General features: G+C 67.1%; 15 protein-coding genes and 1 other RNA gene. 10 read left to right on the plus strand and 6 right to left on the minus strand.

Features of this window, described 5'->3' with window-relative positions:
- Positions 1-43 precede the first annotated feature (43 nt).
- Together K7G19_RS17035 and gyrA are read right to left on the minus strand one after the other, a co-directional pair.
- Entirely contained in the window at positions 44-607 is a 564-nt protein-coding gene (locus tag K7G19_RS17035) for a DUF2059 domain-containing protein (RefSeq protein WP_053821306.1), read from the minus strand.
- Positions 608-688: 81 nt separating this feature from the next.
- Positions 689-3448: a DNA gyrase subunit A gene (gyrA, locus tag K7G19_RS17040; protein WP_226108271.1), complete on the minus strand. Its 2760-nt coding sequence runs from the start codon at positions 3446-3448 to the stop codon at positions 689-691.
- A 436-nt stretch (positions 3449-3884) separates the two neighbouring features.
- Here gyrA and ompA point away from each other — a divergent pair, with 436 nt between their 5' ends.
- The 5 genes from ompA to K7G19_RS17065 all read left to right on the plus strand — a co-directional run bounded on the left by ompA (position 3885) and on the right by K7G19_RS17065 (position 7387).
- Positions 3885-4547, plus strand: a complete 663-nt coding sequence (ompA, locus tag K7G19_RS17045; protein ID WP_023265125.1) for an outer membrane protein OmpA — start codon at positions 3885-3887, stop codon at positions 4545-4547.
- 244 nt (positions 4548-4791) lie between these two features.
- Positions 4792-5541 (plus strand): bifunctional 2-polyprenyl-6-hydroxyphenol methylase/3-demethylubiquinol 3-O-methyltransferase UbiG, encoded by a 750-nt coding sequence (ubiG, locus tag K7G19_RS17050; RefSeq protein ID WP_226108272.1) that lies wholly within the window; start codon positions 4792-4794, stop codon positions 5539-5541.
- A 2-nt stretch (positions 5542-5543) separates the two neighbouring features.
- A complete protein-coding gene (gph, locus tag K7G19_RS17055; protein ID WP_150084155.1) occupies positions 5544-6218 on the plus strand; it encodes a phosphoglycolate phosphatase in 675 nt (224 codons plus the stop codon).
- A 54-nt stretch (positions 6219-6272) separates the two neighbouring features.
- Positions 6273-6631, plus strand: a transfer-messenger RNA (tmRNA) gene (ssrA, locus tag K7G19_RS17060).
- Positions 6632-6808: 177 nt separating this feature from the next.
- Complete coding sequence (locus K7G19_RS17065) at positions 6809-7387, plus strand: flavin reductase family protein (RefSeq protein ID WP_226108611.1); 579 nt, start codon at positions 6809-6811, stop codon at positions 7385-7387.
- A gap of 150 nt (positions 7388-7537) precedes the next feature.
- Here K7G19_RS17065 and K7G19_RS17070 read toward each other — a convergent pair whose 3' ends face one another.
- Positions 7538-8509, minus strand: a complete 972-nt coding sequence (locus tag K7G19_RS17070; protein WP_370639568.1) for a LysR family transcriptional regulator ArgP — start codon at positions 8507-8509, stop codon at positions 7538-7540.
- Positions 8510-8614: 105 nt separating this feature from the next.
- Here K7G19_RS17070 and K7G19_RS17075 point away from each other — a divergent pair, with 105 nt between their 5' ends.
- From K7G19_RS17075 to K7G19_RS17085, 3 genes are all read left to right on the plus strand, one after another.
- On the plus strand, positions 8615-9211 hold the full coding sequence (locus K7G19_RS17075; RefSeq protein WP_187829160.1) for a LysE/ArgO family amino acid transporter: 597 nt from the start codon (positions 8615-8617) through the stop codon (positions 9209-9211).
- A gap of 261 nt (positions 9212-9472) precedes the next feature.
- On the plus strand, positions 9473-10105 hold the full coding sequence (locus K7G19_RS17080; RefSeq protein ID WP_149317874.1) for a carbonic anhydrase: 633 nt from the start codon (positions 9473-9475) through the stop codon (positions 10103-10105).
- 256 nt (positions 10106-10361) lie between these two features.
- Positions 10362-11918 (plus strand): SulP family inorganic anion transporter, encoded by a 1557-nt coding sequence (locus K7G19_RS17085; protein ID WP_226108273.1) that lies wholly within the window; start codon positions 10362-10364, stop codon positions 11916-11918.
- 121 nt (positions 11919-12039) lie between these two features.
- Here the strand turns inward: K7G19_RS17085 and parC are convergent, their stop codons facing one another.
- The gene (gene parC / locus K7G19_RS17090; protein ID WP_226108274.1) at positions 12040-14364 is read right to left on the minus strand and encodes a DNA topoisomerase IV subunit A; all 2325 of its coding nucleotides are present in this window, start codon (positions 14362-14364) and stop codon (positions 12040-12042) included.
- Positions 14365-14393: 29 nt separating this feature from the next.
- Complete coding sequence (locus K7G19_RS17095) at positions 14394-16397, minus strand: DNA topoisomerase IV subunit B (RefSeq protein ID WP_149317872.1); 2004 nt, start codon at positions 16395-16397, stop codon at positions 14394-14396.
- Between the two features lie 369 nt (positions 16398-16766).
- Between K7G19_RS17095 and K7G19_RS17100 the strand changes: the two genes are divergently transcribed.
- Both K7G19_RS17100 and K7G19_RS24975 read left to right on the plus strand, forming a co-directional pair.
- Positions 16767-17978, plus strand: a complete 1212-nt coding sequence (locus tag K7G19_RS17100; RefSeq protein ID WP_149317871.1) for an MFS transporter — start codon at positions 16767-16769, stop codon at positions 17976-17978.
- Between the two features lie 2 nt (positions 17979-17980).
- Positions 17981-18112: a hypothetical protein gene (locus tag K7G19_RS24975; RefSeq protein WP_255650847.1), complete on the plus strand. Its 132-nt coding sequence runs from the start codon at positions 17981-17983 to the stop codon at positions 18110-18112.
- An 83-nt stretch (positions 18113-18195) separates the two neighbouring features.
- Here the strand turns inward: K7G19_RS24975 and K7G19_RS17105 are convergent, their stop codons facing one another.
- The gene (locus K7G19_RS17105) at positions 18196-20157 is read right to left on the minus strand and encodes an ATP-binding cassette domain-containing protein (protein ID WP_226108275.1); all 1962 of its coding nucleotides are present in this window, start codon (positions 20155-20157) and stop codon (positions 18196-18198) included.
- Positions 20158-20261 lie beyond the last annotated feature (104 nt).

Consider the following 20261-nt stretch of genomic DNA (forward strand, 5'->3'; position numbering starts at 1 on the left):
CCCCGGCGTCGCCGAGATGGCGCACCGGACGCCGGCGCCCGGCTTACTTCGATGCCGCGGTGACTTCCTTCTCGGCGGCGTCGCGCATAGACTTGCCGACCTGCGGGCCGTACTTCTGCATCATCGAGCCCCAGATTTCCTGGGTCGCCTTGCCCTGGTTCGCCATGAACTTCTGGCCGGTCGGCGACTTCAGGAAGGTGGTCAGGTCGCGGATTTCCTGGGCGGTGTAGTACTTGCCGAAGGCGTCATAGTGCGCCTTGATCGCGTCGTTCTTGAACGCGTCGGTGCCGAACTGCTTGCCGGCGCCGTCGACCATGCGCTGCACCGCGCCGTTCTTCTTCAGCTTCTCGACCGCGGCCTGCTTCTGCGCGTCGCTCAGCGTCTTGTTCTCGACCAGCACCTGTTCGAGCACCAGCGGCGCTTCCTGCTTGGCGCCGGCCTGCCAGTTCTCGGCCTGGCCCTTGACGGCCTGGTCGGCCTGCATCACGGACAGCAGTTCCTTGATCGCCGCGGTCTTGTCCGCGTCCTGCGCGCGCGCATGCTGCGCGACCATCAAGGCCGGAACAAAAGCAGCCAGCACAGCAATACGTCGAGTGGTGTTGAGCATTATGACTCCCTGATGAATTCGTCCGGTTTAGTCCGGTAGCGACTGGCCTAGTTCCAGCGGCCGCGCCATTGTTGCATCTGATTACGATTGAGCGCCATTGTCACCATTTGCGACATCATCGGCGCCGTTGCCGGCACCATTGTCGTCGCCGTTGGTGCCGGCATTGGTTTCGGCATTGTTTTCGGCATTGTTTTCGGCACCGGCGCCCTCGCCTTCCGCGTCGATCTCGCCGTTGTCGCCGCCGTCGCCGTTGTCGCCATTATCGGCATCGCTTTCGACGATGCGCTGCAGGCCCGAGAGCTTGGTGCCCTCGTCGACGTTGATCAGCGTGACGCCCTGGGTGGCGCGGCCCATCTCGCGGATTTCGGCCACCCGGGTGCGGATCAGCACGCCGCCGGTGGTGATCAGCATGATCTCGTGCTCCGGCGCGACCAGCGCGGCGGCGACCACGCGGCCATTACGCTCGCTGGTCTGGATCGCGATCATGCCCTTGGTGCCGCGGCCATGCCGAGTGTATTCCGTGATCGGCGTGCGCTTGCCGTAGCCGTTCTCCGTCGCGGTCAGCACGCTGCCGACCGAGCCGGCATCCTCGGCATTCTCGGCCGGCGCGACCAGCATCGCGATCACGGTCTGACCGTCGTCCAGGTTCATGCCGCGCACGCCGCGGGCCTGCCGGCCCATCGGACGCACGTCGTTCTCGTCGAAGCGCACCGCCTTGCCGGCGTCCGAGAACAACATCACGTCGTGCTGGCCGTCGGTGATCGCCGCGCCGATCAGGTAGTCGCCCTCGTCGAGGTCGACCGCGATGATGCCGGCCTTGCGCGGATTCGAGAATTCGGTCAGCGCGGTCTTCTTGACGGTGCCGCGGGCGGTCGCCATGAAGATGAAGTGCTCGGCGTCGAACTGGCGCACCGGCAGGATCACCGTGATCTTCTCGCCTTCCTGCAGCGGGAACATGTTGACGATCGGCCGGCCGCGCGAGGTGCGCGAGCCCTGCGGGACCTCATAGACCTTCAGCCAGTAGAGCCGGCCGCGGTTCGAGAAGCACAGGATGTAGTCGTGCGTGTTGGCGACGAACAGCGTATCGATCCAGTCGTCGTCCTTGGTCGCCATCGCCTGCTTGCCCCGGCCGCCACGCTTCTGCGCGCGGTATTCCGAGATCGGCTGGCTCTTCATATAGCCGCTGTGCGACAGCGTGACCACCATGTCCTGCGGGGTGATCAGGTCCTCGGTATCGAGCTCGGTCGCGTTCAGCTCGATCTGCGAACGGCGGTCGTCGCCGAATTCGGCGCGGATCGCGGTCAGTTCGTCGGTGATGATGGTGGTAATGCGCTCCGGACGGGCCAGGATGTCGAGCAGGTCGGTGATGGCGTCCATCACGTCGCGGTACTCCTGCACGATCTTGTCCTGCTCCAGGCCGGTCAGGCGCTGCAGGCGCATCTGCAGGATTTCCTGGGCCTGGGAGTCGGACAGGCGGTACAGGCCGTCGTCCTGCATGCCGAACACCGGCGGCAGGCCGTCCGGACGGTAGGCCGCGCGGCCGCCCGGGGTGTCGGTCTCGGCGCGCGCCAGCATCTCGCGCACCAGCTGCGAATCCCAGGATTTGGCCATCAGTTCCTGCTTGGCGATCGGCGGGGTCGGCGCGGCCTTGATGATCGCGATGAACTCGTCGATGTTGGCCAGCGCCACCGCCAGGCCCTCCAGCACATGGCCGCGCTCGCGGGCCTTGCGCAGTTCGAACACGGTGCGGCGGGTCACCACCTCGCGCCGGTGCGACAGGAAGCACTCCAGCATCTGGCGCAGGTTCAGCAGGCGCGGCTGGCCGTCCACCAGCGCCACCATGTTCATGCCGAAGGTGTCCTGCAGCTGGGTGTTCTTATATAGGTTGTTCAGAACGACCTCGGGCACCTCGTTGCGCTTGAGCTCGATCACCACGCGCATGCCGGACTTGTCCGATTCGTCGCGGATATCGGAGATGCCCTCGATCTTCTTCTCGGTGACGAGCTCGGCGATGCGCTCCAGCAGCGTGCGCTTGTTCACCTGGTAGGGCAGCTCGTCGATGATGATCGCCTGGCGCTGGCCGCGGTCGATATCCTCGAAGTGGGTACGTGCTCGCATCACCACACGGCCGCGGCCGGTGCGGTAGCCTTCGCGCACGCCCTGGATGCCGTAGATGATGCCCGCGGTCGGGAAATCGGGCGCCGGAATCAGTTCGATCAGCTCGTCGACCGTCGCCTGCGGGTTGCGCAGCAGGTGCAGGCAGCCGTCGACCACTTCGTTCAGATTGTGCGGCGGGATATTGGTGGCCATGCCGACCGCAATACCCGACGAACCGTTGATCAGCAGATTCGGGATACGGGCCGGCAGGATTTGCGGCTCGTTTTCGGAGCCGTCGTAGTTCGGGACGAAATCGACGGTTTCCTTGTCGATGTCCAGCAGCATTTCATGCGCTATCTTGGACAACCGGATTTCCGTATAACGCATGGCCGCGGCATTGTCGCCGTCGACCGAACCGAAATTGCCCTGGCCGTCAACCAGCATATAACGCAGCGAAAAATCCTGCGCCATGCGGACGATGGTGTCGTAGACCGCGGTATCGCCGTGCGGGTGATATTTACCAATCACATCGCCGACGATACGCGCCGACTTCTTATAGGGGCGGTTCCAGTCGTTGTTCAGCTCGTGCATCGCAAACAGCACTCGCCGATGGACGGGCTTCAGGCCGTCCCGTACATCGGGAAGCGCGCGCCCGACGATCACGCTCATCGCGTAATCCAGGTACGAGCGACGCATTTCCTCTTCGAGGGAGACCGGAAGGGTTTCTTTGGCGAATTGATCCATTGCGGCGTGGCTTATGCGGTTGAAACGCCCGCAAGCGGAGGGCGGCACCGGATGATCCGGTGCTGCCGGCGCGGCGGGTAACATGGCATTCTAACATGCGCCGCACCGCCTCCCCGTGCCCCTCCAACCACCCTTCGCGCTGTCCCCGCCGATCCGCAGCGATGCCTCGGAACCCAAGCCGCACAAGGGTTTGCGGGCATCGCAAGGGCCATGTTGCACAAACACCACAGGCCCCGAAGCCATGGATTGAATCGCATATATTTACTTCTTAGGAAACGAGCCTTGTGGCACAATTCCCCAGCGAAGAGCCAGACATTGTTCGAAGTGGAGCATTCGTCACCTCGAGCGAGAAGGTTATACTCCGAAGAATGTATGACTTGTTTTCGTCCATTTGCTCGCAGTAACCCTGCGGTGATCTCATCCTGAGAGGAGAAATATGAAAAAATTTGCCAAGCTCGCGCTCGTTGCAGCTACCGCAGTAATGGCCGCATCCGCTCAAGCCCAGACCGCGTCGGTCCCCTACGAAAAGAAGGCCGTCAACGACAACTGGGGTAACGGTACGAGCGAGTACGTGTGGAAGAATGGCACGAACGAGCTCTGCTGGCGCGATAGCTCCTGGACCCCGGCCACGGCCAATGCTCAGTGCGATGGCGCGCTGGCTCCGGCTGCTGCCCCGGCTCCGGCTCCGGCTCCGGTCGCTCCCCCGGTTGTCTCGAGCGAGAAGGTCACCTTCGCCGCTGACACGCTGTTCGACTTCGACAAGGCTGTCCTGAAGCCGGAAGGCCGCGCCAAGCTGGACGACCTGGTGTCGAAGCTGTCGGGCATCACTCTGGAAGTGATCATCGCCGTCGGCCACACCGACTCGTTCGGTACCGATCGCTACAACGATCGCCTGTCGATCCGCCGCGCCGAAGCCGTCAAGGCCTATCTGGTGAGCAAGGGCGTGGAAGCCAACCGCGTCTACACCGAAGGCAAGGGCGAGCGCCAGCTGAAGGTCGATCCGAAGTCGTGCAAGGGCAACCGCACCGCTCAGATCGCCTGCCAGCAGCCGAACCGCCGCGTGGAAGTCGAAGTGGTCGGTACCCGCAGCGCTCGCTGATCGGTCCCGCTCCACGGCGAAAAAGCCCAGCGCAAGCTGGGCTTTTTTTCGTCCTGCGTTTTCGTTCGGCCTCCGTCCCGTTCCTGCGGTCCCGCCGTCCTGCCTGCCCTCCTGGCTTGGCACCCTGCCTCGCCTCACTCGTTCACTGGGTCAGCAATTTCCTCCCGGCTCGCCTCAGGGGACGCATTTTGTTAGAGTTGCCCCAATTCCTAATGTCCCGCGCCGCCAGGCGCGCGCCAGATTCATGACGCCGACTTCCCCCGTGATTCACCCCACCGTCGAAACCCACCAGATTGCGCGCAATGCCGACCTGAAGGAGATCGACAAGTTCAGCGAAATGGCCCACCGCTGGTGGGATCCGAACAGCGAATTCAAGCCGCTGCACGAGATCAACCCGCTGCGGCTGGGCTGGATCGACAGCATCGCCGACCTGCGCGGCAAGCAGGTGGTGGATATCGGTTGCGGCGGGGGCATCCTGTCCGAGAGCATGGCCCGCGCCGGCGCCACCGTGCGTGGCATCGACCTGTCGACCAAGGCGCTGAAGGTCGCCGACCTGCACAGCCTGGAATCGGGCGTGGCCGTGACCTACGAGGAGATCGCGGCCGAAGCGCTCGCCGCGCGGATGCCGGCCAGCTTCGACGTGGTCACCTGCATGGAAATGCTCGAACACGTGCCGGACCCGGCCTCGATCGTCCGCGCCTGCGCCACGCTGGTCCGCCCCGGCGGCCACGTGTTCTTCTCGACCATCAACCGCAACCTGAAGGCGTACCTGCTGGCCGTGCTCGGCGCCGAATACGTGCTCAATATGCTGCCGCGCGGCACGCACGACTACGACAAGTTCATCAAACCCGCCGAACTTGCGCGCTTCGCCCGGCAGGCGGGCCTTGACCTGATCGAGCTGCGCGGCATGGTCTACCGGCCGCTATCCCAGGTTTACGAGCTGAGCCGCGATACCGACGTCAATTACCTGATGGCCCTGCGCCGCACCGCCTGAGCATGCCGACCTTCGACGCTGTTTTCTTCGACCTGGACGGCACGCTGGCCGACACCGCCCCCGACCTGGCCGCCGCCGCCAACCGGCTGGTGGTCGAGCATGGCCGCCCGCCGGTGGACTATGCGCTGCTGCGCCCGGTCGCGTCCCATGGGGCGCGCGGCCTGATCGGCGCCGCCTTCGGCAAGACGCCCGAAGACCCCGATTTCCCGGCACTGCGCGATGCCTTCCTGAACTACTACGAGGCCGATATCGCGGTGCAGACCCGGCTGTTCGACGGCATGGAAGAGGTTCTGGCCGCACTCGAAGCCGCCGGCATCCGCTGGGGCATCGTGACCAACAAGATCGCCCGCTTCACCACCCCGCTGGTCAATGCGATTGGCCTGGCGCCGCGCGCCGCCGCCGTGGTCAGCGGCGACACCACGCCCTATCCGAAGCCCCACCCCGCCCCGCTGCTGCACGCCGCGCAGGTCAGCGGCGTCGATCCGAGCCGATGCGCCTATGTCGGCGACGACCTGCGCGACATCCAGGCCGGCAAGGCGGCCGGCATGGCCACCATCACGGCGGCCTATGGCTACTGCGGCGAGGGCGAGCCACCGGAGCGCTGGGGCGGCGATCACCTGGTGCGCCATCCCAGCGAGTTGATTCCGCTGCTCACCGCGGCCGTTCCCGCCGCCTAGGGAACCGACGCGCACGCCCGGCGTCGAAAGCGGGTACAATCCGTTTTCCTTACTGGGGCCGACCTGGTTTCGACGTGGGTTGCAAAGCAGTAGAGGGCATACCGAGGACCCGTCACCTCGTAAATCAATGGGAACGCAATAACTGCTAACGACGAACGTTACGCACTGGCAGCCTAAGGGCCGCCGTCCTCGCACTGGCTCGCTGACGGGCTAGGGTCGCAAGACCACGCGAGGTCATTTACGTCAGATAAGCCCTGCGGGTGTCACGACCTCAGGGACGAAAACCAAGTGACTCGCCGTCGTAGAGCGTGTTCGTCCGCGATGCGGCGGTTAAATCAAATGACAGAACTAAGTATGTAGAACTCTCTGGGGAGGATCTGCGGACGCGGGTTCGATTCCCGCCGGCTCCACCAGTATTCCGTCCGACGACATCCGCAAATCGATGTCCTGAAACCCGCGACAGCGCAAGCTTCGCGGGTTTTTGTTTTTCGGCTTTGCGGACCCCAACCACCCCGATCGGCGGAGCGATGGAATTATCGCGGCAATCATTCTTCACATTTCATCGAAGCAGAGCGAAACCGATGACCGCGATGACCGCCTTCCAACCCGTCCCCCTCCAATACGCCAGCCGCCTGATCAACCATGGCCCGACCGTGCTGGTCACCAGCAGCGACGGCAGCCGCCGCAACGTGATGGCCGCCGCCTGGTCGATGCCGGTCGAATTCACACCGCCGCGCATTGCGATCGTGATCGACAAGCGAACCTTCACGCGCGAGCTGGTCGCGGCCAGCGGCAGCTTTGGCATCTGCATCCCCGGCGCGGCCGCGATCGATATGACCTACGCGGTGGGCAGCGCCACGGGCCGCGACGGCGACAAGTTCGCGCAGTTCGGCATCGCCGCCATCACCGGTCCGGAGCTCGGACTGCCGCTGATCGAGGCGGGCTGCAGCGCGTGGATGGAGTGCCGGCTGATTCCCGAAGCGCATACCGAGGATGCCTACGACACCTGCTTCGGCGAGGTCGTGGCAGCGGCCGCGGATCCGCGCGTGTTCGCCAATGGCCGCTGGAAGTTCGATGCGGGCAACGAGGCCCTGCACACGATCCATCATCTCGGCGGCGGCAACTTTGTACGCTCGTCCTCGACGATCGTCGCCAATCCCATCGGCTGACCCAGACCCCTGAGCCGAACCCAAGCTCGGTCGTGATCGCCGCCAAGCCGATCGCCAGACCCAAACCCTGCGCCGAACGCCAGCTCGATCACGATCGTCGTCAAGCCGATCGCCTGACCCAACTCCTGAACCGAACGCGAGCGGGATCGTTCAGCGCTTCTTCCCCGCCCGCAACGGCCCCCGTGGCGGGTGCGCTCCCAGCGGCCGCAACGACGACGCCGCCGCCTGCCGCACCGCGCGCGTGACGGCGTCGAGCGCGGGCGAGCGCAGCCGCCATCGGTGCCAGTACAAGGGCACGTCCAGATGCCGGCGCGGCGCAAATTCGGCGAGCGTCCCGTGCGCCAGCGGCTCGCGCACGAAGGGCTCGGGCATCATGCCCCAGCCGAGCCCACGCTGGGCAAACGCGACGAAGCCGGCGGTCGAGGGCACGTAGTGAATCGGCGGCATCGGCTGCTCGGCATCGGGCCCGATCAGCAGCGCGATGAAGCGCGCCTGCAGCGCATCCTTGCGATTGAAGGCGAGCATCGGCGTGCGCGACAGGCTGGCGGCGTTGACGCCCTTGGCAAATGCCTGCGCGATCAACAGCGGCGAAGCCACGGCGAGATAACGCATGATGCCGAGCGGTTCGACCGTGCAGCCCTGCACCGGCTCGGCGCTGGCGCTGACCGCCGCCATCACCACGCCCTCGCGCAGCAGCGTTGCCGAATGGTCCTGATCTTCGACGCGTAGATCGAACACCATCGCGGGCTCGGCCGGCAAGGCGTCGAAGCTGGCGGGAAACCAGCTGTCGAGCGAATCGGCATTGACGGCCAGCGGCACGCGCAGCGGCATCCCGCCCCTGCCCCGCAAGCCATTGCCATCGGCGTCGCCCAGTTCGGCCAGCGTCTCCGCTTCGAGCAGCGCCAGTTGCTCGGTGTAGCGCGCCAGCGTGCGGCCGGCCTCGGTCGGCTGGCAGGGGCTGCCTCGTTGCAGCAGCACCTGGCCGAGCCGCTCCTCGAGCTGGCGCATGCGCTGGCTGATGGCCGAGGGCGTGACATGCAGGCGCCGGGCCGCGGCCTCGAAACTCCCTTCCTGCAGCACGGCGGCGAAGGCGGCCAGCTGGCCGTTGTCGATTTTCATCATTAGTGTTTCTAATCCAGGACAAGGAAGTTTAGTTTTTCTTTTGACCACGGCAAAGCTAAGGTGAGGGCCTTCCAACTTCCCGGTCCCCTCCCGATGAAGATCGACATGCCCCTGATGGCCGGCTTCCTCTCCAGCCTGGCGCTGATCATCCCGATCGGCGCGCAGAACGCCTTCGTGCTGCGGCTCGGCATCCGGCGCCAGCATCGCCTGCCGGTGGCCCTGCTGTGCGCCACCTCCGATGCGCTGCTGATCGGCGTCGGCATCGCCGGCCTCGGCGCGCTGCTGCACGCGCATCCCGGCTGGCTGACGCTGACGCGCTATGGCGGCGCGGCCTTCCTCGCGGTCTACGGCCTGATGGCGGCACGCCGCGCCTTGGATGCCGGCAAGGTCGAGCTGCAGGCCGCGGCCCCATTGCCGCTGGCGACCGCGCTGGCCACCTGTCTTGCCTTCACCTTCCTGAATCCGCACGTCTATCTCGATACCGTGGTGCTGCTCGGCGCGCTGGCGAGCCAGCATGGCAGCGACGGCCGCTGGATCTTCGGCCTCGGCGCGGCGCTGGCGAGCCTGTCGTGGTTCCTCGCGCTGGCCTACGGCGCCGGACTGCTGGCGCCGCTGTTCCGCCGGCCGATGGCATGGCGCTGCCTCGACGGCGCCATCGCGGCGGTGATGATGGGCCTGGCGTTGACGCTGGTGCTGGGCTAGCGAGGGCGACCACAAGACCGGCAAAGGCGCTTCCCCGCTTTCAATGCGGCCGAATTCTGCGTTGCACAAATTTGTGCGATGTAACACGGAACTGACTTTCGCCGCGGCTGGACGAAGAGTTGTTCCGCCGTACGGCACCGCGACCGTGGTGCACTGATGCAGTGCACTACGACATCGACCCGCCCGCAGTTCACGCTGGCGCAGTGCACGAGGTCCCCGGCGGCCGTCACCATGCCAACCGTCCGCCCGTAGGGAGCCACCATGGAAGTCGCCAAACGCCTGATGCTCGAGAACCGCGCCTGGGCCACCGAAGTGTTGTCACGCGATCCCGACCGCTTCAAGCGTCTGGCGGTGCGCCAGGCGCCGGACGTGCTGTGGATCGGCTGCTCGGACAGCCGCGTGCCCGCGGAGCTGATCACCAATGCCGAGCCCGGGGATCTGTTCGTGCACCGGAACATCGCCAACCTGGTGTGCGAGGACGACCCCAATCTGATGAGCGTGCTGCAGTACGCGCTCGAGGTCCTGCGCGTGGGCAACGTCATCGTCTGCGGGCATCAGGGCTGCGGCGGCGTGCGTGCGTCGCTGGCGCGCGTGCCGGAGTTGCCCCACGTCGATGCGCGGCTGGACAAGATCCGGCAGGTCTATCGCGCGCATTGCGGCGAACTCGATCGCCTCGACAACGACGACGCGCGCACCGCGCGGCTGGTCGAACTCAATGCGATCGCGCAGGTGCGCAAGCTGGCCGGGATGCCGCTGGTGCGCAAGGTGTGGGACAGCGGCCGCGCGCTGCGCCTGCATGCGTGGATCTACTCGCTGGAAACGGGCCTGCTGGAAGAGCGGCTGTGCCTCGATGGCACCGACGCCGACGCGTCGCCGGAACCGCTGGCGGCCTGACACATTGGCGCGCTGACGCCGCCCCCAAATACAGAGCACACAGGGTCTACGAAACGCTGCAGCAACTCGCTGTTGCCGCGGCGGCATCGTCGTCCCACCGTCGTCGTCGCGAACGCCGGACCCGGCGGCTGACATCGAGCCGCTCGGCCCCGCGTTCGCGGCGGCGATGAGCCACCCTTTCGTCCAACCCTCCATCGCATCGACCCCTATGAACACGGCGCCCCCTACCCCTACCCCGACCGTCTCCATCCCGTCCATGCGCGACGCCTATCTGCGCCACCTCGGCCGCGACATTCCCGCCGGCGTGGTGGTGTTTCTCGTTGCCCTGCCGCTGTGCCTGGGCATCGCGCTGGCCTCCGGCGCTCCGTTGTTGTCCGGCCTGCTGGCCGGCGTGATCGGGGGCGTGGTGGTCGCCATGCTGAGCGGCTCGCAGTTGAGCGTCAGCGGCCCCGCGGCCGGCCTCGTCGTGATCGTCGTCGGCGCAATCTCGACGCTCGGCGGCTTCTCCGCCTTCCTGGTCGCGGTGATGCTGGCCGGCGCGCTGCAGATCGTCTTCGCGTGGCTGCGCGCCGGCGATATCGCGGCACTGGTGCCGTCGGCCGTGATCAAGGGCATGCTGGCCGCGATCGGCCTGCTGCTGATCATCAAGCAACTGCCGGTCGCGCTCGGCCTGCCCTCGTCGGCGCCGCTGGACAGCCGGCTGGTCGACGAGGCGGGCCTGGCGGAGGCCGCTCAGCAGGCGCTCGGCATGGTGTCGGGCAGCAACCTGACGGTGGCGGCAGTGGCGCTGGCGATCCTGGTGCTGTGGGATACCGATTTCATCCGGCAGCGTCGCGCGCTGCGGGCTTTGCCGGCACCGCTGCTGGCGGTGCTGTGGGGTGTGCTGTACCAGCGCTTCGCCCTGCATGCGAGCCCCGATGCCGCGCTGGCTCCCGACCATCTGGTGCAGCTGCCGGCCATCGATGGTCCGGCGTCTCTGCTGGCCGAACTGGCGCGCCCCGACTTCTCGGCGCTGGCCAATCCCGATCTGTATGTGGTCGCGCTGACGCTGGCGATCGTCGCAAGCCTGGAGACGCTGTTGAGCCTGGAGGCCGTCGACAAGCTCGACCCGATGCGCCGCGTGGCGCCGCCCAACCGGGAGCTGTACGCGCAGGGCGTCGGCAATATGGTCGCCGGCCTGCTCGGCGCGTTGCCGCTGACGGCGGTGATCGTGCGCAGCTCGGCCAATATCAGCGCGGGCGGCCGCACCAAGGTGTCGGCGGTCGTGCATGGGGTGCTGCTGCTGGCCAGCGTGCTGTTCCTGTCCGACCTGCTGCGCTGGATTCCGCTGGCGGCCCTGTCGGCCATCCTGCTGCACGTGGGCTACAAGCTGGCCAAGCCCGCGCTGTTCGTCGAGGCCTGGCGCAAGGGCCCGGCACAGGCGCTGCCATTCGTCGTCACGATCGCGGCCATCCTGGCCACCGACCTGCTGTTCGGCATCGCCATCGGCATGGCGGTGGGGATCGCCTTCACGCTGCGCCATCACGCGCGGAGCGCGATCTCGCTGACGCGCTACGAGGACTGCTATCTGCTTCGCCTGCACAAGGACGTGTCGTTCTTCCACAAGGCGCAGCTGCGGCGCCATCTGGCGAAGGTGGAAGCCGGCGGGAAACTGATCATCGATGCGACCCGTTGCGAGCGCATCGACCACGATATCGAGGAAACGCTGACCGACTTCCAGCGCGCGGCGCGGGTCGCCGGCATCGATGTCACGCTGCGCACGCCAGGGCCGGCGTCGCGCCTGCCGGCGGCATGGGCCGCCGCTGGGTCGTAGCGGCCGCCCGCGTTGCAACGCTGGCGGCGAGCGGGCGGGCGGCCGGTCAATCAACCACCGGCAAATCAACCGGCCATCAACCGGCGATTAACCGGCCATCAACCCGCCCGTCAAGCGGCCATCAATCGGCCTTGACCGGCTCGATCGACATCTCCTTGAGCTTGAGCTCGACCGCCTTGCCCTTGCGCGCGCGCTTGCCGACGTACGGCAGCAGGTTCGCGCCGGCCAGCTTCTGCGACGACGCCTTGCCGCCGCGACCCTGCCCGGACACCAGCAGTCCGGGCGCGCCAACTGCCGCCACCTGCTGCAGCGTTTCCTTGGGCTCCAGCTCCATCAGGATCACGCCGCGTCCGCCGCCGGACAGCACCTTGATCTCGTCGAGCGCGATCAGCAGCAGGCGGCCGTTGCCGGACAGGCAGGCCACGTGCGTCGCCTCGTCGCCGATCGGCGCGGGCGCCAGCGGCGCGTCGCCATCGTCGAGCGTCAGGAAGGACTTGCCGCCCTTCTGCCGGCTGATCATGTCGCCGATCTTGCTCTGGAAGCCGTTGCCGCCGCGCGTGGCGATCAGCATGCGCTGCTCGGCCGTGCCGGCGAAGGTATGCGCGATCTGCGTGCCCGCCTGCAGCTCGACCAGCGTGGTCAGCGGCACGCCGTCGCCGCGGCCGCCGGGCAGGCCCGCGACCGGCACCGAGTAGACGCGGCCATTGGTACCGAACGCCAGCAGCACGTCGATGGTGCGGCATTCGAAGGTGCCGTACAGCGCGTCGCCCGCCTTGAAGGCGAACTGCTGCGGATCGTGGCCATGGCCCTGGCGCGTGCGCACCCAGCCCTTCTGCGAGACCACCACGGTGACCGGTTCGTCGATCACGCGCACCTCGGCGGCGGCGCGGCGCTCCTCCTGGATCAGCGTGCGGCGCGGGTCCTTGTCGGCCGGGCTGTATTGCCTGGCGTCGGCCTCGATCTCCTTGATGATGCGACGGCGCATCATCGTCTCGGACTTCAGCAGCACGTCCAGGTCGGCCTGCTCTTCGCGCAGGTCCTTCAGCTCCTGCTCGATGCGGATCGATTCGAGCCGCGCCAACTGGCGCAGCCGGATTTCGAGGATGTCCTCGGCCTGGCGCTCGGACAGGCCGAACGCCTGCATCAGCGCCGGCTTGGGCTCGTCGCCCTCGCGGATGATGCGGATCACCTCGTCGATATTGAGCAGCACCAGCATCCGGCCTTCGAGGATATGGATGCGGTCCTCGACCTTGGCGAGCCGATGCCGGCTGCGGCGGGTCACCGTCTCGAAGCGGAAGGCGATCCATTCGCGCAGGATCTCGATCAGGCCCTTCTGCCGCGGACGCCCGTCGGTGCCGATCATCACCAGGTTGATCGGCGCGCCCGACTCCAGGCTGGTATGCGCGAGCAGCGTCTGCGCGAATTCCTGCTGGTCGATGTTCTTGCTCTTGGGCTCGAACACCAGCCGCACCGGTGCATCCTTGCCGGACTCGTCGCGCACCGCGTCGAGCACGCCCAGCATGGTCTGCTTGAGCTGCAGCTGCTCCGGCGTCAGCGACTTCTTGCCGGCGCGCACCTTCGGATTGGTCAGCTCCTCGATTTCCTCGAGCACCTTCTGCGCCGAGGTGCCGGGCGGCAGCTCGTTGACCACCAGCTGCCACTGGCCGCGCGCCATGTCCTCGATGATCCAGCGCGCGCGCACCTTCAGGCTGCCGCGGCCGCTCTCGTAGATCTGCGCGATATCGGCCGGCGAAGAGATGATCTGGCCGCCGCCGGGATAGTCGGGGCCCGGCATCAGCGCCAGCAGCTCGGCCAGCGTGATGTTCGGATTGCGGATCATCGCCACCGTGGCCGCCGCGACCTCGCGCAGGTTGTGCGGCGGGATTTCCGTGGCCATGCCGACCGCGATGCCGGACGCGCCGTTGAGCAGCACGAACGGCAGCCGCGCGGGCAGCAGCTTGGGCTCTTCCATCGAGCCGTCGTAGTTCGGCGCGAAGTCGACGGTGCCCTGGTCGATCTCGTCGAGCAGCAGCCGCGCGATCGGCGTCAGCCGCGCCTCGGTGTAGCGCATCGCCGCCGCGCCGTCGCCGTCGCGCGAGCCGAAGTTGCCCTGGCCGTCGATCAGCGGATAGCGCAGAGAGAAGTCCTGCGCCAGCCGCACCAGCGCGTCGTAGGCCGACTGGTCGCCGTGCGGGTGGAATTTGCCGAGCACGTCGCCGACTACGCGCGCCGACTTGACCGGCTTGGCGTCGGCGCGCAGCCCCATCTCGTGCATCGCGAACAGGATGCGGCGCTGTACCGGCTTCTGGCCGTCGGCCACTTCAGGCAGCGCGCGGCCCTTGACCACGCTGATCGCGTAGTCGAGATAGGCCCGTTCGGCGTAATGGGCGAGCGTCAGCGAATCGGCCGGCTCGTCGGGTTGAAACGTAATGTCTTGTTGTTCCATGGATGCTCAATACCTGCCGTCGGCGGCCGTCAGATGTCGGCCACGACTTCGTTGCCGCGTTCCTCGAGCCAGTTGCGCCGCTGCGCGGCCTCGCCCTTGCCCATCAGCATGTTCATCACGCCGACCGTCTTCGGCAGGTCGTATTCGCCCAGCGCCACCGGCAGCAGCCGGCGCGTGTCGGGGTTCATCGTGGTCTCCCACAGCTGCTCGGCGCTCATCTCGCCCAGGCCCTTGAAGCGCGAGATCTGCCACGCGCCTTCCTTGACGCCGTCCTTGATCAGCTTGTCCTGGATCGCCTCGAGCTCGCCGTCGTCGAGCGCGTACAGCTTCTGCGCGGGCTTCTTGCCGCGCGCCGGCGCGTCGACGCGATACAGCGGCGGGCGCGCGACATAGACGTTGCCCTGCTCGATCAGCTTGGGGAAATGGCGGAAGAACAGCGTCAGCAGCAGCACCTGGATATGCGCGCCGTCGACGTCGGCATCGGACAGGATGCAGATCTTGCCGTAGCGCAGGTTCGACAGGTCGGGCTCGTCGTCGGGGCCGTGCGGGTCCACGCCGATCGCCACCGCGATGTCGTGCACCTCGTTGTTGGCGAACAGGCGGTCGCGCTCGGTCTCCCAGGTGTTCAGCACCTTGCCGCGCAGCGGCAGGATCGCCTGGAATTCCTTGTCGCGGCCCATCTTGGCCGAGCCGCCGGCGGAGTCGCCCTCGACCAGGAACAGCTCGTTGCGCGACACGTCGGTCGATTCGCAGTCGGTCAGCTTGCCGGGCAGCACGGCCACGCCGGAGCCCTTCTTCTTCTCGACCTTCTGCGCGGCGCGCGTACGCGCCTGGGCCTGGCGAATCACCAGCTCGGCCAGCTTCTTGCCGTAGTCGACATGGTGGTTCAGCCACAGCTCCAGCGCCGGGCGGCTGAAGGTCGAGACCAGCCGCACCGCGTCGCGGCTGTTCAGCCGTTCCTTGATCTGCCCCTGGAACTGCGGGTCCAGCACCTTGGCCGACAGCACGAACGAGGCGCGCGCGAACACGTCCTCGGACATCAGCTTGACGCCCTTGGGCAGCAGCGCGTGCATCTCGATAAAGCTCTTGACGGCCTGGAACAGGCCCTCGCGCAGGCCGGACTCGTGCGTACCGCCGGCCGGCGTGGGAATCAGGTTCACATAGGATTCGCGCACCGGCGCGCCTTCCTCGGTCCAGGCCACCACCCACGAGGCGCCCTCGCCCTCGGCGAAGCCTTCCTCGCCGGCATTGGCGTCGGGATCGGCGAAATGCTCGCCCTCGAACATCGGGATCACCAGCTCGGCGCCGCTGCCTTGCGCCAGCGCCTCGATCAGATAGCCCTTCAGGCCCTGGTCGTACTGCCAGGTCTGCACGGTCGGCTCCTGGCCGCCGCTCTTCTCGATGACCAGCGTGACCTTGACCCCGGGCAGCAGCACCGCCTTGCTGCGCAGCAGCCGCTGCAGCTCGGCCAGCGGAATCGTCGCCGAGTCGAAGTACTTGGCGTCGGGCCAGACCTGCACGCGCGTGCCGTTCTTCTTCTCGCCGCGCTCGATCTTGCGCGTGGTCAGCGGCGTGGTCACGTCGCCGCCGGAGAAGGTCAGCGTGGAGAAATTGCCGTCGCGCCAGACCGACACGTCCAGCCGCGTCGACAGCGCATTGGTCACCGACACGCCGACGCCGTGCAGGCCGCCCGAGAACGCGTAGGCGCCGCCCTTGCCCTTGTCGAACTTGCCGCCCGCGTGCAGCCGCGTGAAGACGATCTCGACGACCGGCACCTTTTCCTCGGGGTGGATGCCGACCGGAATGCCGCGGCCGTCGTCCTCGACGCTGACGCTGCCGTCGCGATGCAGGGTGACGACGATCTCGCTGCCGAAGCCGCCCAGCGCCTCGTCGGAGGCGTTGTCGATGACCTCCTGCACGATGTGCAGCGGGTTATCGGTGCGGGTGTACATGCCGGGTCGTTGCTTGACCGGCTCCAGTCCTTTCAGGACGCGGATGGAAGATTCGCTGTACTGACTGGGTTTGCTCGCCATGGAGTCGTTACGAAAGTGGGAATCGCGGCCGTCGGACATCCGCATCGGGAGGGCCGGCCAGGCCGGGCAGCCTGCATTGTAATGGAACGCCGGCGCCGCCAATCCCGTATCAAGCGGGGAATCCTGCCCGTTCCAGCGCGGCCGGCGTGCCTGCTTGCGGCCGCGGCGGACCCTCGCCCGCGCGTCCGCCGCGTCACCCCGCCGGCATAAAACCCTGGCCGGCCGGGTGAATTTCGCGACGGCCGACGCGCGTTTTCGATGCGGAGTACACTCGCCAGCACGATTGCCCGGCAGGGCAAGTCGACGGCGACGACCAAGACAACCAGCACAACAACGACAACAGCAATACCCTCCGAACCGAGCCCGACAATGCCAAGAAAAGAACTCTCCCTGACCACCGTGCTGATCTGCGGCGGCCTGCTCGTCACGCTGTCGATGGGCATCCGCCACGGCTTCGGCCTGTTCAATCTGCCGATCACGCAGGCGCACGGCTGGAGCCGCGAAACCTTCGCCTTCGCGCTGGCGCTGCAGAACCTGATGTGGGGCGTGGCGCAGCCCTTCGCCGGCGCGCTGGCCGACAAGTTCGGCTCGGTCAGGGTGATGCTGGTCGGCGTGGCGCTCTATGTCGCCGGGCTGGTGGTGATGGCGCTCGCCTCGAGCGGCACGGCCTTCGCCTCGGGCGCCGGCATCATGATCGGCATCGCGCAGGCGGGCACCACCTACAGCGTGGTCTACGGCGTGATCGGTCGCGTCGCCAGCCCCGAGAAGCGGGTCTGGGCGATGGGCATCGCCGCCGCGGCCGGCTCGTTCGGCCAGTTCCTGATGATCCCCGTCGAGCAGGGTCTGATCTCGGCCATCGGCTGGCAGAACGCGCTGTTCGTGCTGGCGGTGATGGCCTGCATGATGCTGCCGCTGGTCGTCGCGCTGCGCGAACCGCAGCAGGGTGGCGGCACCTCGGGCTTCCAGCAGACCATCGGCCAGGCGGTGAAGGAAGCGTTCGGCAACCGCAATTTCCAGCTGCTGACGCTGGGCTACTTCGTCTGCGGCTTCCAGGTGGTCTTCATCGGCGTGCACCTGGCGCCGTACCTGAAGGACCGCGGCTTCACCGATCCCAAGGTCGCCACGGTGGCGCTGGCACTGATCGGCCTGTTCAATGTGTTCGGCACCTATACCGCCGGCGCGCTGGGCCAGCGCATGCCCAAGCGCTATCTGCTGTCGTTCATTTATCTGAGCCGCTCGATCGTGATCGCCGCCTATCTGCTGCTGCCGCTGTCGGCGTTCAGCACCTGGGTATTCGCCGCGATCATGGGCGCGCTGTGGCTGTCGACCGTGCCGCTGACCAACGGCATCATCGCGCAGGTGTTCGGCGTGCAGTATCTGTCGATGCTGTCGGGCGTGGTGTTCTTCTCGCACCAGATCGGCAGCTTCCTGGGGGCGTGGCTGGGCGGCTATCTGTACGACCGCACCGGCGCCTACGACATCGTCTGGGGCATCGCGATTGCGCTCGGCGTGGTGGCGGCCCTGGTCAATCTGCCGATCCGCGAGCAGGCGCTGGTGCGCCCGCGGGCGGCGGCCGCCTGATCATGACGACCCGCGCGCTGCGGATCATGGGCGCCGCCACGCTGGCGGCGGCGCTGGTGCTCGGCTTTGTCGGCTATCTGCAGCCGGGGTTCATGGTCGACCTGACCAATATGGTGCTGGCGTGGTGCGGGTAGGCAATCGAGGCGCCGATTACCGTCTCGCCACTCTTCCGCAAGCGTGAGAGATCAGCGGAGACGGCGTTCCCTTGGGTCCTGCCCTAGCCTTCTCCGCGGCTCTTCGCCTCCAGCACTTCCCAGCGTTCCAGCGCTTCCAGCAGCTCCATCTCGATCTCGTCGAAGCGCGCCGCCAGTTGCGTGGCGCGCGGCGGATCGCTGGCGTACAGCGAGCCGTCCTCGAGCTGTCCGCCGATGGTCTTCTGCTCGGCCTCCAGCGCGGCGATGCGCTCCGGCAGCGCGTCCAGTTCGCGCTGCTCCTTGTACGACAGCTTGACGGTCCGATTGGCGCCGCGCGCGTCGCGGCCCGCGGTCTTGACGGCTTCGTCGCCGCCGGCGGCCTTGCCGGTGTCAGCGCCCTTGCGTTCGGCGCCCTTTTGGGTCGGTGCAGGCGCCTGCGCGCCCGCGCTGCGCTCGGACTGCCGGACCCAGTCCGAATAGCCGCCGACATATTCGCGCCAGCGGCCCTCGCCCTCCCAGGCGATCGTCGACGTCACCACGTTGTCGAGGAGGGCGCGGTCGTGCGACACCAGGAACACGGTGCCGCCGTAGTCCTGCAGCAGTTCCTCCAGCAGCTCAAGCGTCTCGATATCGAGGTCGTTGGTCGGCTCGTCGAGCACCAGCACATTGGCCGGCCGCGCGAACAGCCGTGCCAGCAGCAGGCGGTTGCGCTCGCCGCCGGACAGCGACTTGACCGGCGAACGAGCACGCTCCGGCGCGAACAGGAAATCGCCCAGATAGCTCATCACGTGCTTGCGCTGGCCGTTGACCTCGACCCAGTCGCTGCCGGGGCTGATGGTGTCGGCCAGCGACGTCTCCAGATCCAGCTGCGTGCGCATCTGGTCGAAGTAGGCGACCTGCAGGTTGCTGCCGTTCCTGACCACGCCGGCGTCGGGCGCCAGTTCGCCCAGGATCAGCCGCAGCAGCGTGGTCTTGCCCGCACCGTTGGGGCCGATCAGGCCGACCTTGTCGCCGCGCATGATGGTGCCGGTGAAGTCGCGCACCACGGTGCGGTCGCCGAAGGACTTGGTCACGTCGATCAGTTCGGCGACGATCTTGCCCGAGCGCTCCGCCTGCGAGACCTCGAGCTTCACATTGCCCTGCACCTCGCGCCGCGCAGCGCGTTCCGCGCGCATCGTCACCAGCCGCTGGATGCGCGCAACGCTGCGCGTGCGGCGCGCCTCGACGCCCTTGCGGATCCAGACCTCTTCCTGCGCCAGCAGCTTGTCGAACTTGGCCTGCTCGACCTGCTCGGCGGCCAGCATCTCGGCCTTGCGCGTCTGGTAGGCGGCGAAATTGCCAGGAAAGGACACCAGCTTGCCGCGATCGAGCTCGACGATGCGCGTGGCGACGCGATCGAGGAAGGCACGATCGTGGGTGATCAGCAGCACGCTGCCGCGAAAGCCCAGAAGCAGATCCTCGAGCCAGCGGATCGCTTCAACGTCCAGGTGGTTGGTCGGCTCATCGAGCAGCAGGATGTCGGGCTCGGCCACCAGCGCCTGCGCCAGCGCCACGCGCTTGCGCGTGCCGCCGGACAGCGCGTCGACGCGCGCCACCGGATCGAGCCCGAGACGCGCGAGCGTCGTCTCGACGCGCGTGCGCAGTTGCCAGGCATCGGCCGCGTCGAGCTCCGACTGCAGCCGATGCAGTTCGGCCAGCGTGGCCTCGTCGTGATGTTCGGCCAGCCGGTTGGCGGCATGTTCGTAGGCGACCAGCAGATCGTGCGCGGCGCCCATGCCCTGCGCGACCGCATCGAACACCGTGATGTCCGCCGCGAACTCCGGTTCCTGCGGCACATAGGCGGTGGTGATGCCCTGCTGGCGCGCGATCAGCCCGTCGTCGGGCGCGGCCAGGCCGGCCACGATCTTCAGCAGCGAGGACTTGCCCGAGCCGTTGCGGCCGATCAGGCCGACACGTTCGCCGGCCTCCAGCGAAAAGTCGGCGTGGTCGAGCAGCGCCACGTGGCCAAAGGCAAGCTGGGCATCGGAAATGGAGAACAGGGCCATGACTGCGAAGGAAGAGCGAAGGAAGAGGCGCGGGATGAAGGGTCGCGAGCGCCGAGGCGGGCACGAAGACGCGGCGTCAGCGTGGCACGGCGCGCATACGGCCG

The organism is Cupriavidus sp. DB3 (genome assembly GCF_020418465.1).
Taxonomy (GTDB): Bacteria; Pseudomonadota; Gammaproteobacteria; order Burkholderiales; family Burkholderiaceae; genus Cupriavidus; species Cupriavidus cauae.

Coding starts and splice junctions, on each gene's coding strand:
- ubiG (WP_226108272.1), top strand. CDS start 4,792: ATGACGCCGACTTCCCCCGTGATTCACCCCACCGTCGAAACCCACCAG.
- K7G19_RS17105 (WP_226108275.1), bottom strand. CDS start 20,157: ATGGCCCTGTTCTCCATTTCCGATGCCCAGCTTGCCTTTGGCCACGTG.
- K7G19_RS17085 (WP_226108273.1), top strand. CDS start 10,362: ATGCGCGACGCCTATCTGCGCCACCTCGGCCGCGACATTCCCGCCGGC.
- K7G19_RS17095 (WP_149317872.1), bottom strand. CDS start 16,397: ATGGCGAGCAAACCCAGTCAGTACAGCGAATCTTCCATCCGCGTCCTG.
- K7G19_RS17070 (WP_370639568.1), bottom strand. CDS start 8,509: ATGATGAAAATCGACAACGGCCAGCTGGCCGCCTTCGCCGCCGTGCTG.
- gph (WP_150084155.1), top strand. CDS start 5,544: ATGCCGACCTTCGACGCTGTTTTCTTCGACCTGGACGGCACGCTGGCC.
- K7G19_RS17080 (WP_149317874.1), top strand. CDS start 9,473: ATGGAAGTCGCCAAACGCCTGATGCTCGAGAACCGCGCCTGGGCCACC.
- ompA (WP_023265125.1), top strand. CDS start 3,885: ATGAAAAAATTTGCCAAGCTCGCGCTCGTTGCAGCTACCGCAGTAATG.
- K7G19_RS17100 (WP_149317871.1), top strand. CDS start 16,767: ATGCCAAGAAAAGAACTCTCCCTGACCACCGTGCTGATCTGCGGCGGC.
- gyrA (WP_226108271.1), bottom strand. CDS start 3,448: ATGGATCAATTCGCCAAAGAAACCCTTCCGGTCTCCCTCGAAGAGGAA.
- K7G19_RS17035 (WP_053821306.1), bottom strand. CDS start 607: ATGCTCAACACCACTCGACGTATTGCTGTGCTGGCTGCTTTTGTTCCG.
- K7G19_RS17075 (WP_187829160.1), top strand. CDS start 8,615: ATGCCCCTGATGGCCGGCTTCCTCTCCAGCCTGGCGCTGATCATCCCG.
- K7G19_RS17065 (WP_226108611.1), top strand. CDS start 6,809: ATGACCGCCTTCCAACCCGTCCCCCTCCAATACGCCAGCCGCCTGATC.
- K7G19_RS24975 (WP_255650847.1), top strand. CDS start 17,981: ATGACGACCCGCGCGCTGCGGATCATGGGCGCCGCCACGCTGGCGGCG.
- parC (WP_226108274.1), bottom strand. CDS start 14,364: ATGGAACAACAAGACATTACGTTTCAACCCGACGAGCCGGCCGATTCG.